The sequence below is a fragment of the Shewanella sp. 553 genome (genome assembly GCF_059338375.1).
The window spans coordinates 1745890-1760217 of the sequence record NZ_CM181701.1; the positions used below are offsets into that span (position 1 = coordinate 1745890).

Annotated in this window: 14 protein-coding genes; 12 read left to right on the top strand and 2 right to left on the bottom strand. The window is 45.5% G+C overall.

Features of this window, described 5'->3' with window-relative positions:
* The 3 genes from scpB to AC5YBZ_RS07955 all read left to right on the top strand — a co-directional run bounded on the left by scpB (nucleotide 1) and on the right by AC5YBZ_RS07955 (nucleotide 2685).
* Nucleotides 1–624 (top strand): SMC-Scp complex subunit ScpB, encoded by a 624-nt coding sequence (gene scpB / locus AC5YBZ_RS07945; protein ID WP_494521630.1) that lies wholly within the window; start codon nucleotides 1–3, stop codon nucleotides 622–624.
* Entirely contained in the window at nucleotides 617–1483 is an 867-nt protein-coding gene (gene rluB, locus AC5YBZ_RS07950) for a 23S rRNA pseudouridine(2605) synthase RluB (protein ID WP_494519276.1), read from the top strand. Before scpB ends, rluB begins: the two co-directional genes overlap by 8 nt.
* A 260-nt stretch (nucleotides 1484–1743) precedes the next feature.
* Nucleotides 1744–2685 carry a sialidase family protein gene (locus AC5YBZ_RS07955; protein WP_494543659.1) on the top strand — a complete coding sequence of 314 codons (942 nt, stop codon included), beginning with the start codon at nucleotides 1744–1746 and terminating at the stop codon, nucleotides 2683–2685.
* A 58-nt stretch (nucleotides 2686–2743) separates the two neighbouring features.
* Here the strand turns inward: AC5YBZ_RS07955 and AC5YBZ_RS07960 are convergent, their stop codons facing one another.
* Both AC5YBZ_RS07960 and dusC read right to left on the bottom strand, forming a co-directional pair.
* Nucleotides 2744–3100, bottom strand: a complete 357-nt coding sequence (locus AC5YBZ_RS07960) for a TraR/DksA C4-type zinc finger protein (protein WP_494519274.1) — start codon at nucleotides 3098–3100, stop codon at nucleotides 2744–2746.
* A gap of 154 nt (nucleotides 3101–3254) precedes the next feature.
* Entirely contained in the window at nucleotides 3255–4184 is a 930-nt protein-coding gene (dusC, locus tag AC5YBZ_RS07965) for a tRNA dihydrouridine(16) synthase DusC (protein ID WP_494543660.1), read from the bottom strand.
* A 368-nt stretch (nucleotides 4185–4552) separates the two neighbouring features.
* Between dusC and AC5YBZ_RS07970 the strand changes: the two genes are divergently transcribed.
* The 9 genes from AC5YBZ_RS07970 (at nucleotide 4553) to AC5YBZ_RS08010 (ending at nucleotide 14047) form a co-directional block, all read left to right on the top strand.
* On the top strand, nucleotides 4553–5032 hold the full coding sequence (locus tag AC5YBZ_RS07970; RefSeq protein ID WP_494524725.1) for an HvfA family oxazolone/thioamide-modified RiPP metallophore: 480 nt from the start codon (nucleotides 4553–4555) through the stop codon (nucleotides 5030–5032).
* A 215-nt stretch (nucleotides 5033–5247) separates the two neighbouring features.
* Entirely contained in the window at nucleotides 5248–6084 is an 837-nt protein-coding gene (locus tag AC5YBZ_RS07975; protein ID WP_494524726.1) for an HvfB family MNIO-type RiPP peptide maturase, read from the top strand.
* On the top strand, nucleotides 6085–6831 hold the full coding sequence (locus AC5YBZ_RS07980) for an HvfC family RiPP maturation protein (RefSeq protein WP_494519270.1): 747 nt from the start codon (nucleotides 6085–6087) through the stop codon (nucleotides 6829–6831). It begins immediately after the preceding gene.
* A gap of 285 nt (nucleotides 6832–7116) precedes the next feature.
* Complete coding sequence (locus tag AC5YBZ_RS07985; protein WP_494519269.1) at nucleotides 7117–7485, top strand: YbaN family protein; 369 nt, start codon at nucleotides 7117–7119, stop codon at nucleotides 7483–7485.
* 232 nt (nucleotides 7486–7717) lie between these two features.
* Nucleotides 7718–8272: an adenine phosphoribosyltransferase gene (apt, locus tag AC5YBZ_RS07990; RefSeq protein WP_494521629.1), complete on the top strand. Its 555-nt coding sequence runs from the start codon at nucleotides 7718–7720 to the stop codon at nucleotides 8270–8272.
* Between the two features lie 270 nt (nucleotides 8273–8542).
* Nucleotides 8543–11263, top strand: a complete 2721-nt coding sequence (gene dnaX, locus AC5YBZ_RS07995; protein WP_494524727.1) for a DNA polymerase III subunit gamma/tau — start codon at nucleotides 8543–8545, stop codon at nucleotides 11261–11263.
* A 132-nt stretch (nucleotides 11264–11395) separates the two neighbouring features.
* On the top strand, nucleotides 11396–11725 hold the full coding sequence (locus tag AC5YBZ_RS08000) for a YbaB/EbfC family nucleoid-associated protein (RefSeq protein WP_069672062.1): 330 nt from the start codon (nucleotides 11396–11398) through the stop codon (nucleotides 11723–11725).
* Between the two features lie 242 nt (nucleotides 11726–11967).
* Complete coding sequence (locus AC5YBZ_RS08005; RefSeq protein WP_494519267.1) at nucleotides 11968–13032, top strand: HlyD family secretion protein; 1065 nt, start codon at nucleotides 11968–11970, stop codon at nucleotides 13030–13032.
* A complete protein-coding gene (locus AC5YBZ_RS08010; protein WP_494524729.1) occupies nucleotides 12974–14047 on the top strand; it encodes a DUF2955 domain-containing protein in 1074 nt (357 codons plus the stop codon). Before AC5YBZ_RS08005 ends, AC5YBZ_RS08010 begins: the two co-directional genes overlap by 59 nt.
* Nucleotides 14048–14328 lie beyond the last annotated feature (281 nt).

Genomic DNA, 14328 nt, shown 5'->3' on the forward strand with positions numbered 1-14328 from the left:
CTGCAAATCAATCCAGAACAACTTAAGCAGCTGATTGAGGCGAGCCTATTTGTGATGGCGAAAACGGTGTCGATAAAACATTTAAGCGAAAGCGTGCTGGCCAATTTTAATGTTTCACGGGTTAAAATTAAGGCGGCGATCGAAGCATTGCAACAAGACTATCAAGGCCGCGGCGTTGAATTAGTTAAAGTGGCTGGGGGCTATCGTTTTCAAACCATTGAAACCTTAAGTCCTTATTTACAACGTTTATGGCAAGAAAAAGCGCCGCGTTATTCAAGAGCGACGCTAGAAACCTTGGCGGTGATAGCCTACCGTCAGCCAGTGACACGTGGCGATATTGAGTTTGTTCGTGGCGTAGCAGTCGGTAGCCATATTATTAAGAGTTTATCCGATAGACATTGGATAAAGATTGTAGGCCATAAAGAGGTGCCGGGACGGCCCGCTCTGTATGCGACTACAAATGAATTTTTAGCCTATTTTGGCTTAGATACGATAGCAGATCTTCCTGCTTTATCTGATGCTGAGTCATTAGCGGCGCTGTTTTCTGGTGTGACCCGTCCTGAGACGGACATAGACGCGCCAGAGTCAGCGCCCAAAACTACAGAAGAGTCTACTAATGAGTGAAAAATTGCAGAAAGTCTTGGCCCGTGCAGGCCATGGCTCCCGTCGTGAGATGGAGGCATGGATTGCTGCAGGTCGAGTTAGTATTGACGGTGAAATTGCCAAGCTTGGCGATCGTATCGAAGCTGATGCCAAAGTGCGTATCGATGGCCGCAGCGTATCGGTTAAATCTGAAGAAGATTTAGTCTGTCGTGTGATTGCTTACCATAAGCCTGAAGGTGAGATTTGCAGTCGTAAAGATCCCGAAGGACGTCCAACGGTATTTGACCGTTTGCCTCGTACGCGTGATTCACGCTGGGTGGCAGTGGGTCGTTTAGATATCAACACCTCTGGGTTGTTGCTGTTTACTTCTGACGGTGAATTGGCTAATCGCCTCATGCATCCGTCACACGAAGTTGAGCGTGAATATGCCGTACGTACGTTTGGTGAAGTGTCTGATGCTGTTATTCAGCGCCTTCGTAATGGGGTGACCCTAGAAGACGGCCCTGCTCACTTTGATAAAGTAAAGCCTGCGGGCGGCGAAGGCATGAATAAGTGGTGGCATGTGTCACTGGCTGAAGGCCGTAACCGTGAAGTGCGCCGCTTGTGGGAATCTCAAGAGGTGCAGGTTAGCCGTTTGATCCGTATTCGTTACGGTATGATTGAGCTGCCAAAGACACTGCCACGTGGTGGTTGGGTAGAATTGCCGATTGAGCAGGTTAATTACCTACGTAAATTAGCCGGACTCGAAGAAGAGACCCGTACTTTAATGGGTACCGATAAACACAGTGTTGCTCGCTCTAAAGTGAAAAGCGCCAAGATCCGCCGTGCGGTGCGCAAGCACAAGACCACTGCGGGTAAGGCGCCTCGCCAACGCACTTAAAGCTAAATAGTAAAGCCTAGCGCTGAAGCATGTGCCTTGTAACTGTGCATTAATTAGTTAATATAAAGCGTAAGGTGTGATTTAAAAGCCGTCTAAGTGAATACACTTAGACGGCTTTTTTGTACCTGCTTGGCGGTAATGATATTACGTTCACTATTTTGACATGTATTTGGCGATTGCCTTAAGTTGCAGATGGTTGCACTTATCGTGCAGTTCAAGCTTAATGGTGGCGTAATAAAAGGTGATTAGGGATATGCGCTATGCCGATGCGATTAAATTGGGTGAACAACATCTGGGACAAGGGAGCACATAATGCCTTTAGCGACCTTACCTTGTTTAAGCAGCGACTTTATTGTGCCTTTAGAGAGGGCTGTGCCCATGTCTCGCCCGATGGCATGATTCGGGTGTTAGCATCACATGATGCAGGTGTCACCTGGGACTTAGTGGCAACATTAACCCATAGCGATGCCGATCTACGTGATGCGAAGTTAGTAGTTTTTGAGGGGCAACTCTATCTGTTTAGCGGTGCGACCTTCGCCAAAGGAAGCTCGCCGCGCATTCAATCTTATTATTGGTATTCTGATGACGGCAGCAATTGGTCTGAGCCTGTGGCTGTTGGCGGTCAAGATGAATGGTTATGGCGCATTACTGCCCATCACCATCGCTTACTTGGCATTGCTTATTATGCCGATGAACATGATGGTTATGTACGGCTTTACCAAGCACAGCTCGCCGAGGATGCATTGCTCGATTGGCAACCCTTAGTCAGTCACTTAAGTCGTGCTGGATATGCCAATGAGGCGGGATTAAGCATTGATGAACAAGGGGTTGCCTACTGTTTATTACGCCGTGATCCGCTGTGGCAAACCGATGAACGTGCCTTGTTAGGGCAATCAACAGCGCCCTATACTCATTGGCAGTGGCGGATATTAGACAAACGCATAGGCGGACCAGTAAGTTTTATCTACCGGCAGCGGCTGTACGCCATTGTGCGTTTATATGACAACCTAGTGCGGACATCGTTAGTGGAAATAAAATTAGATACAGGCACTGTGGTTGAGCGTTTGACGTTCCCATCGGGTGGTGATACCAGTTATGCGGGCATTGTGCAGCAAGGCGATGAGTTGTTGGTCAGTTACTATTCATCCCATGAAGGCAAATGCGCCATCTATTTTGCCAATATAACGCTTGATGTTAGCTAAAATAGCAGCCTAAAAACTAGCGTTAACACTAGGTTAACGCTAGGTTAACGCTAATTTATTAGTGAGTTAGCCGGAGCTCGTGACGATGCTGGTGGGCGTGCTCAGCAGCACACTGTTGACAGCGCTGCTCCAGTGGGTTGAGGGTCAAGCGTTGCGGTTCGATATCAGTTTCACAATCGGCGCACAAGCCGTAGAGACCAATATCGAGCTGACATATTGCCGCATCGAGCTGGGTGAGTTGTATAAATAAGGGGTCATCACAGAGTTTTGCTGCGGTTAACGCATCGATCAATGCTGATAACGATAGCGTCTTACTATCCATCGATAGCTGATGTTGCGCTAGCAGTTGGCCTAACTCTTCCCTGAGATTAGCTTCAAGCTCTGACAATTCATGTCTGATATAGGATCTGCTCACAAATCATTGCCTAGTTTAATCGTGTTAGGTAACCAGTCTAAACCGCTGACTCAACTTGACTATGACGAAGATCAAAAGTGAGTGATATTTTGTTAAATATCGACACTAATCGAGCGCGCTGTGTTGAGCAATGTGAGTTTGTTAGTGGATCAAACTAGCTGCTGCGCAGTAGCGTTAGAATTTCAGCGGTATTTTTTAGCACTCTAACCTGTAAAAATAGGGCTTCACCTTCTACATAATGGCGCGCAATAAATCTCAGCCACTGTTTTATTCGAGCGGGATAGTATTTCTCTTTTTCGCTGACAATTTCAAATTCTGAATATTGGATCAGTAGCGCTTTTACCTCGGGCCATGTCATTGGTAATTGGTTGCCTTTAACCACATGGGCCAGATTGGGCACAGTCAATGCTCCGCGGCCAAGCATCACATCATCACAACCACTGGCCTCGCGGCAATTGAGGTAATCTTCACGGCTCCAAATTTCGCCATTGGCGATAATGGGCAGGGTAGTCACTTGTTTGATTTTTTGAATATAGTGCCAATGGGCAGGAGGTCGGTATGCCTCCTCTTTAGTGCGAGCGTGTACAGTGAGTTCACTGGCGCCTGCAGCTTCAATGGCCTGAGCAATTTCAATACAGCGGCTTTTATCATCCCACCCGAGTCGAATTTTAGCCGAAACCGGTTTATCTATCGGCACTGCGTCTCGCACCGCTTTCGTCACCTGATAAATGGTTTCGGGCTCTTTTAAGAGCGCGGCGCCGCCATTGCTGCGGTTAACCATAGGCGCAGGGCAGCCATAGTTAATATCGACACCACGAGAGCCCAGTTCAATGGCCCTAAGCGCATTTTCAGCCATCCAATCAGGATGTTGCCCTAACAGTTGTAGCCTAACAGGCGTACCGGATTTGGTGTGACATTGGTATTTTAATTCGGCGCACAGGCGATAGAACACTTTTTCAGGCAGCAACTGATCGACAACGCGAATAAACTCGCTTATTACCATGTCATAGCCGCCCACAGCAGTAAGTAATGCGCGCATAGGTGCATCTGCCACACCTTCCATAGGGGCTAAAATTACTCTCATTGACTCGGCTCTCTCTGAAAACTCGCTTGCTAAATCTAATCGTACTAATAAGTACGTTAAATACAGTGTGGTTTGACATAATCGCTAGCGGTAGCAATGGCAACTGAATGTATTGCTACGTAGCGGATTAAAGGGCGCTAATTCTACGTCATGAGTAGGAGACTTACAAAAATATTACGGGCGACATCACTTAATTGCACTGTCATTGGCAACAGATCGAGTTGCACTATCACAGCATTTGTAGCATAACTGTGATGTATGATAAGTTTTTGCAATAAAGTGTAAGCGTATCGGGTCATATAATAGAGCCAGCATCATTGTGGAGTTGGCAACCAGTTGCATACCATTGGATGAAAGAAGGAAAGATTATGAAATTAGTTAAACAAACCGCAGTCGCTGTTGCCTTAGGTACTGTTTGTGTCAGTACTGCATTTGCTGCCCAAGCACAAGCCAATCCATTCGGATACTCTGAAATGCAATCTGGCTATCAACTCCTCGATGGGGAAGGTAAGTGCGGGGAAGGTAAGTGCGGCGAAAACATGAAGAAAGCCGCCAAAGAAGGGAAGTGTGGTGAAGGTAAATGCGGCGAAAATATGCGTAAAGCTGCCAAAGAAGGGAAGTGTGGTGAAGGTAAATGTGGCGAAAACATGAATAAAGCCATGCAGGAGGGTAAATGTGGTGCCCAAAACAAAGCGATGAAAGAGGGCAAATGCGGTGCCGAGAAGAAAGCCATGAAAGAGGGAAAATGTGGTGAAGGTAAATGTGGCGCCGAGAAAAAAGCCATGAAAGAAGGTAAGTGTGGCGGCGAGACCAAGACTAAAGAGGGCAAGTGTGGTGGTAATAAGTAAGTATGGCAAGGCTATGTGTTTGTTTTTCCTTTGCAATTCAATTGCTTGATTTGTGATGGGTGATGGTTAGTTGCTGAATAGAGTGTTAATGTGCAGAGCCATAATTGCAGTGCCTATTTTATTCACCAATGCCAACTAGGCCAGTATTTACTGGCCTAGTGTCTTTAATGTACAGACTTTTTATTTTTATATGAGTTTAATGATGAGAGGGACTTATGGCTCCAGTAGCTAGCGTAGGTTTAGGCTTACGCCGAGAGATGCTCAATGAATTTTGCCACTCGGTACCGAGCGGGATCGACTTTTTTGAGGTCGCGCCTGAAAATTGGATGACCTTAGGCGGCAAATTTGGACGTCAATTTCGTCAGTTGACGGAGCAGCATCGATTTTTTTGCCATGGATTATCACTCTCTATCGGCAGTCCCGCACCACTAGATACCGCTTTTGTGCAACAGGTTAAAGGTTTTTTAGACTTGCATGGGATAGAGATTTATTCAGAGCACTTAAGTTACTGCTCAGGCAGTGGTCACCTGTATGATTTAATGCCGATCCCCTTTACCGATGAAGCGGTTATTCATGTGGCCGAGCGCATTAAACAAGTAGAGGAGATACTTGAACGGCCCTTTATTCTTGAAAATGTCTCCTTTTATGCGGCGCCCGCCAGCCAGATGAGTGAACTTGAATTTGTTAAAGCGGTATTAAGTGAGGCAGATTGTCGATTATTACTCGATATAAACAATATTTATGTTAATTCGATTAACCATCAATATGATGCCTTATCTTTTTTACAGGCGATGCCCACCGAGCGTATCGCTTATTTACACATTGCAGGCCATTATCAAGAGGCCGTTGATTTAATGGTTGATACCCACGGTAGCGACGTTATCCCCCCCGTGTGGCAACTGCTGCAACAGTGCTACGCCCACCATGGGGTCTTTCCAACGTTATTAGAGCGCGACTTTAATATCCCCAAGACAGAGATACTAATGCAGGAGATTAACCAAATACACGCTTACCAAACGGCGGCATTATCACGGCAGGAGCGAAGTGCGTAAATGAATTTTATAACAGTGCAGCAATCCTTTATCGATTACATTCGTGATCCCTCATTGCCTTTGCCGCCGGGGACGGATAAACGCCGGATGCGTATTTATCGAGAGCTATTTTTCAATAATATTAAAGGGTTTGTGTCTAACGGTTTCCCGGTGCTCTGTTCTTTATATGATGAGGATGATTGGAATGCGCTGGTGCAAGATTTTTTTGTGCATCATGATTGTCAAACACCGATTTTTATTGAAATAGCACAAGAATTTTTGCAGTTTTTACAGCATGAATATCAACCTAATGAACATGACGCGCCCTTTATGCTTGAGCTCGCACACTATGAATGGCTTGAACTGTTGGTGGCGACGGTGCCTACACAACCTACACAGCATCCATTTAGCGCAGCAGAAATTAATGACGTGACACTGTGCCTGAATGTCGCGGCGCAAGTGGCGCAATATCACTATGATGTGCAGAATATCAGTCCCAATTATCGCCCTATGAGCCCAAGCGCCCAGCCCCATTTTTTCTGTATCTACCGTGATGCACAAGATGAAGTGTGCTTTTTACAGTTAAATCCATTAGCCGCGCAGGTGTTGGCTTATATCGGCCAGTGCGATGGCGTTAGCTTTATTGATGTTTGTCAGTGGCTTAAACAGACATTTAATCAGATGGATGGTGATATGTTGGTCAATGGTTGCAGGCAGATGTTAACTGAGATGAGTGATAAAAATATTATCTTAGCGCTGCACGGTTAATTTGTTACTCATAAGACTTTCTATCGAGGGCACATCTCACTATAATGGCCGCGAAAATTGATCTAGATCAATGTAAGCCACTAATTTCGAGTGAGGAAGTCATGAGTCAGCCGTTTAAAGACCCGTTTAATCTTGTTTATTTTGTTGGATTTTTGCTCGTATTGATGCTGCCAACATTACCAGCCACCTTATCTTGGTTGAAGCAACTACAACTGCTGTAGTCTCAATTCTGAACTCAGGTATACTAACCACTCATTGTCGAGTGGTTTTTTATGTGGGGGTTTAATGGCGCTTAAGCGTGGTTTGTTGTTAATGGTTGGCCTGATAAGTTTGTTATTAGGCATTATTGGTATTGTTGTCCCTTTATTACCAACAGTGCCATTTATTCTATTAGCGGCGTTTTGTTTTGCCCGTTCGAGCAGTCGTTTACATGCTTGGTTGCTGTGCCACCCTTGGTTTGCTGATGCGTTGCAAGATTGGGAAAGCAAACGCGCTATGCGCAGGGGCTTAAAACGTAAGGCTTACGTGGCAACTAGCTTAAGTTTTGGTGTTAGTATCGCCATAGTGCCACTACTATGGGTGAAAGTGATGTTGCTGTGCATGGTAACACTATTACTGCTTTATTTACGTCAGATCCCAGAGTTGGAAGAGTAACAGGTTGTGACGTTTTGTTTATTGGGTAAAAGCCGAGTGACGTCAGCTTGCAATAGTGCCGCATTATAATACGACTTAAGTGACTAATGATGATATCGCACGTCAGTCTTGACTGCGCTTTGTGACACTCGTTGTTGCAACCCTTGCCAAAGGGGCTTAAGCTTTAGCGAAAATTCTAATTGAACTGACCTTAATGGTCAGTTTTTCCCGTAAAGGGGTTTAATTGACAAAGATGGTAGCAATGAATATAGACAAGTTAGCCTTGATCAAAGAGAGCATTAAAACAATTCCTGATTATCCGAAACCAGGCATCATGTTTCGCGACGTGACCAGCCTAATGGAAGATCATAATGCCTATCAAGCAACCATTGAAATGTTTGTGCAACAATACAAAGACTGTGGATTTACCAAAGTCGTCGGTACCGAAGCTCGTGGCTTTTTATTTGGAGCACCCTTGGCATTAGAACTCGGCCTAGGATTTGTGCCAGTGCGTAAACCGGGTAAATTACCACGTGAAACCATTTCCGAAAGCTATGAGCTTGAATATGGTCACGATATGTTAGAGATCCATACCGATGCAATCAATGCTGGCGATAAGGTGTTGGTTGTCGACGATCTATTAGCGACCGGTGGCACTATAGAAGCGACGGTAAAACTGATCCGTAAGTTAGGTGGTCAAGTGAACCATGCTGCCTTTGTGATCTCCTTACCCGATTTAGGCGGTGAACAACGTTTGAATGATTTAGATCTTGAGCTGATGACATTGTGCGAGTTTGACGGCGAATAATCACGGTCATTTTGAGCCCCTCATATGCTACGGTGCAGAAGTATCCGTAGCATTTTTGTTTTTAACTTCATATTTATCTGATTGATTTTCAAACACTCATTGCCACTTTTTTATTTTATCGATTAAACATGCTGCGACAGTGACCTAATGGTTAAAAATAACCTTTACCCAAGCTGCTGCTTGCTAGCGAGTTACGCCTTAGCGTGTTATTGTTTGCCCATTGTCGGAAGCGAGTTCCGTTATTGATTGATGACACAGTTGGGGAGTTCCATGTCATATCAGGTGTTAGCCAGAAAGTGGCGCCCTGCCAAGTTCGAGCAAGTTGTCGGCCAGTCACATGTTTTACATGCTTTGACCAACGCCTTGACACAAAACCGCTTACATCATGCTTACCTGTTTTCAGGCACCCGAGGTGTCGGTAAGACCAGTTTAGCGCGGTTATTTGCTAAGGGACTCAACTGTGAGCAAGGGATCACGGCCACGCCATGCGGCGAATGCAGCAGCTGTGTTGAAATTGCCCAGGGGCGCTTTGTTGATCTTATTGAAGTCGATGCGGCGTCGCGTACTAAAGTTGACGATACTCGTGAATTGCTCGATAACGTGCAATATCGGCCATCACGTGGTCGCTATAAAGTCTACCTTATTGATGAAGTGCACATGTTGTCTCGCAGTAGTTTTAATGCGCTGCTTAAAACCCTAGAAGAGCCACCAGAACATGTGAAGTTTTTGCTGGCAACCACCGATCCTCAGCGACTGCCAGTTACCGTACTATCGCGCTGCCTGCAATTTAACTTAAAAAGTTTAACACTCGATGAGATTTGCCAGCAGCTTGCTACTATTTTGGCTCAAGAAGATATCGCGTTTGATGATGGCGCGATAAAACTATTGGCTAAGGCCGCCAACGGCAGTATGCGTGATGCCTTAAGTCTGGCCGATCAAGCTATTGCCTTTGGTGCAGGGCAGGTGCAACTTAGTCAAGTGCAAACCATGCTCGGCACTATAGACGAGCACTATGTCATTGTATTACTCAATGCATTGTGTGATGGCGATGTGGCTAATTTGATGCAGGTGACTGATGAAGTGCTCTCTTATGGCGCCGATCCGTTTGAGGTGTTGCGCAGCTTACTGGAGTTGTTGCACCAAATTACCTTAACCCAATTTGCCCCCGCCGCCGCGCAATTATCTCGTTATGCCGAGCAGATCAAGGCGTTTGCCGAGCAGCTACGCCCAGAGCAAGTGCAGCTTTACTATCAGTTACTGTTAACTGGGCGTAAAGATCTGCCCCATGCACCGGATCCTAAATCAGGATTAGAGATGGCGTTACTGCGGGCTATCGCTTTTGTCCCAGAAGTGCCAGTGAAACGCTGGCAAGTAGAAGCTAATCATAAGGTTACTTTGCCGACCAGTACTGCTAACGCTGCTGAAGTGGCGACAAGTGAGGTGCGTGATGATAGTCAAGCTAAGCATGACCATGTTAGCAGTAATGATACAAGCCAAGCGTTAGCCAGTCAGCCCAGTGTTGAGGTGAGCAAACCTGCCATTGATACTGCCACTAAGGCGAGTGATGAGCAACCTAAACATCTCCTAAATGGCAGCGATATCGATGATGCCAGTGAGCCTACTCAAGCAGATGAGCAGGGTGATATCGATTGTGACGACACAGCGTTACTTGCAGAGCAAGCGCTTATTTTAAGCCAAGCGCAAAGCCAGGGCGTGCCCGTTGCCGCTGAAGAAACAGATGATAATTTACCCAGCATCGAGTTAACTGATGCTGCTATTGTGCCTTCAATGGCGCCTCATGCTGTTGATGATTATTCGATGCCACAAGAGTATTTGGATGATTATGACTCGGTGAATGACGCCGATCCTGGCGATTATGAAGCCTACCTGGCTAGCCAAATGCACAGCAACGACACTGCTCAACCCCCTGTGACGGCCCCCCCGACTGAGCAACCCTTAGATAAGGCTCCTGAGCAAGAAGCTGATCTATTTTCAGATGATGACGTACTCGATGCCGTCCTTTCAGCGAGGCAATCATTGCTCAGTGACTTAGATGAAACCTCGTCTAAGGAGAGTGACACAAAAAAGCCTGAAGCGGGACAACAGGCCTTCGTGCCGCCTAAACGCGAAGCGTCATCATTTCAAGCTGATGAGCAGGCCGCAGTCGTAAGCGATTCAGCCTCTTTACCTTATCAAAGTGATCAAGCCTCTGTCCTTGCCCATACGGCTAGCAATAGCGTAATGGTTAACGAGCTTGATGATAGGCCACCATGGGAAGCGCCTGCCGCGCCTGTACAGGCTCAAGCTCCAACTCCAACCGCAGACGATAAAGCGTTGTCGACGCCGGACACGTCACATGAGCCAGAGTCGCAGTTAACCCAGGCTCAGACGTCAGCTGCCGCTGGTGCAACACAGACAATGATGTCCCAGCAAGCTGAGCCTGAAAATATTCAAGCTGATCAAGACAGTATGCAGATGCCTGAGGCAAGTGAACAGACTCACTTGCCCACGCTTACCGCTGACATTAGTGGTAATGAAATCGATCTGCAATGGTACCGACTCATGTCGGCACTCGACATTGGGGGCAGGGTACGACAATTAGCGGTTAACTCGGTTTGTCAGCAATTTGTTGACCCGTTGCCGCTCGTATTAAAACCCAACCAAAAGCATTTGGCGGCACCTGGCGCGGTGCAGCAATTGGAAGCGGCGCTATCCAAAGCCTTAGAGGGCGAATGCACGGTTACCATTACCGTTGGCATGGAGCCCAATCGTGAGACTCCGCTTGAGATCAGGCAGCGTTTTCACCGAGAACTGTTAGGCTTAGCGCATCATGAATTGCTTAATGATGATAACATTCGCTGGTTGAGTGAGACCATGAATGCGCAGATGGAGCCTGATAGTTTAAGCTATGCCCCTGAGCGATTAGGTCAACGTGGCAAGACGATTGCGCTTATTAATAAATCGAACTTTATTGCTAAAGCAGAGTCATAATGGCAATCGTGATGTGTATTAAGTTCGTGGGTATTTAGATCATAAGTTTGTAGATTGGTGATCAGCATTGATTGCTTCTTGGTGCTAATTAAGTAAGATTAGCCAGTTTTTTAATATTGAAGAGAACTCGATATGTTTGGAAAAGGCGGTATGGGTAACCTGATGAAACAGGCCCAAATGATGCAAGACAAGATGGCCAAAGTGCAAGAAGAGATTGCACGTATGGAAGTGACGGGTGAAGCCGGCGCGGGTCTTGTAAAAGTAACTATGACAGGCTCTCACAGCGTTCGTAAGGTTGACATCGATCCTAGCCTGCTAGAAGACGATAAAGAGATGCTAGAAGATCTGATCGCAGCAGCCTGCAATGATGCAGCGCGCCGTGTTGAAGAAAATCAAAAAGAGAAGATGGCTGAAGTGACTGGCGGTATGCAACTACCACCAGGCATGAAGATGCCTTTCTAATAAAGTATTTTTAAATCAGACCTTTGTGGTTGCAAAGGTCTGCTATTGTTAAAAGCCTAAGCCTGCCTTAGGCTTTTTTATGTCGGTATTTTAACTCTGTTTTTTTAAGTTTATTTAAATTAGAGTGGATGACTGCTATCGACGGGATACGATATTTTATCACGCCACTGTGATGTTAACCTCTTGTTGTAAAATTGATATATGCTTACTATAAGCTAAGTATATCTAATAGGTGATTCAGCATGTCAGCAGCAGAACAATCGTCGCGTAAACTCAGTTTTTATCTTATTGGATTAGTGCTCATGGTTTGGCTTTATAGTCTGTGGGCTGATCGCGTCACGCCGATCACTGCCGACGCGAGAGTGCATGCTTATTTGGTAAGAATTGCCACCGAGGTCAGTGGCAACATCATTGATGTGAATGTGAAAGATAATCAAATTGTTCAGGCTGGAGAGCCATTATTTAGTATCGACCCTCGAAATTATCAAATTAACTTTCAAGCGGCCCAAGCTAACTTGGCCTTAGCTGGGCAAAATATTGGTGCCAGTACGGCGGCAGTTGAAGTGGCTCAAGCCAAAGTGGTTGATGCATTAGCTGCCCGTAATAATGCTAGAGAGCAAGCGGCACGGATTATCGAACTTGCAGATCAGGGCGTGTTAAGTAAAGCTGATTTAGATAATGCAATTGAAGCTCGGGAGCGAACCCAAGCCAGCCTTGAAGCGGCAGAAGCTTCACTGGCACAAGCCAAACAAAACTTAGGCCCAGCAGGGCAAGATAATCCCCATATCTTGGCGGCAATGGCCAAACTAGAGCAAGCACAATTAGATCTGCAAAAAACCACGGTAATAGCGCCTTCAAAAGGTATCGTTACTAATGTCCAGCTGACAGTGGGTCAAAAGGCAACGGCAGGCTCACCATTACTCACTTTTATAGATCCGCGCAGTGTGTGGATATCTGCTTTAGTAAGGGAGAATTCACTCGAGCACATTCGTGCTGGCAACAAAGTCAAAGTAGTACTCGATGCCTTGCCTGGGCGCGTATTATTAGGTTCGGTGGAGAGTATCGGCTGGGGAACGGGGGGGAGTAATAATATTGATCAAACAACTGGCTTTTTAACTGCCGATACTGGCGGTATCAAAGCGCAGCGCTATCCCATTAATATTGTTTTTGAAAGTGGTGTTGTGCCCCACAATATTCGTTTTGGATCCCAAGCGACAGTCGCCTTTTTTACGGAGCAGAGCACCATAGGTGAATGGTTGGCCTCATTGTGGATGGAGATCTTCAGCGTGTGGACTTATGTTTCGTAGCGCTGCTAATCCGATATTGAGGCTGGTATTAGGGCCTATCTTACTCCTGTGGTACTTATTATATCAGGGCGCACCTTTGCCAATATTAGCACCAGTTTTCGTAGTGATTTTTTTAACCCTAATGCCCTCTAAACCACCATTAGGCTTACTTATTAAGCTGTTGGTTGTACTATTGTTTGTCAGCTTTGGTTTAGTCTTGTTGGGACAACTGCTACTTGATTCACCCTTCGGATATGGATTATTTGTTTGGTCATTGGTGTGTTGGAGTTTTTATCGTAGCCATAAAGATCCTAAAGATATTTTGTCTACATTAGTCCTAATTGTTGTGATCATTATGACCGTCATGACAAAGCAGTTTGGTACGCCAATAGATGGTTTACCCTGGCTGTTGTTTGCCGCTTTTATTATTGCGCTAGTGATCACCTATGTATGCTTCATACTGTTTCCTGGTGACGAGCAAGATATTTTACCTGACGAAAATCAGATTATAGGTGTAGCAGTACCACTTACTACTATTGTGTTTAAGGCTAGCATTATGTGTGTGGTTTTAGCGGTGTTTATCGTATTGGGTGGCTCTCAAACTATCTTAATTGCGATCACCTTAGCTAATATGATTAAGATCCCCAGTCCTCATGAACACAGTATTTATAGTAAAAATCGAATTATCACCACTGTGATAGGGATTTTATTTACGTTACCTGTGATGCTATTATCTGCATTAGGAGCTTCTGGTTGGCTGTTGTGCGGCGCGGCGATAGCCTGTGGACTGCAATTGGCTTGCTATGCTATTGCTCGTCAAGCTCGTATGAGTATTTACCAACTATTATTTACCAACTTCACGGTATTAATTTATCAGATCATTACTCACCAAGGCATCGATTCTTTTTCGGCTCAATTATTGCGCTTGGAGTCGATAATCATTGCGATAATACTAGGTGCGGTTGTATTAAATTTAACCGCTCAGCCGATAATGCCTAGTGAACCTGACGCTGGCTCGATTAAACAAAATGGTTAATTATCTTTATTTACCTTAGGCTTAGCAGGTATAAAATTGTTTGGCTAGCCCATATTGATATTGATGCAATTTGGGCAGCAATAAAGCCTGGGTGGTTAAAGCTAAGGCAAGTCTGAATATGATTTTCGATGTCAATATTTTATCTCCTGCATCCGATGAGAGGTGATGTCAATTAATCCCCTTAGTTTTCGCCACAGATGAGTATTGGATAATGTCGAGTAATAGCAGTTATGAGCTACGACGATGCATTTTGTTATTAAGAGTCTGAAATTAAAAATAAT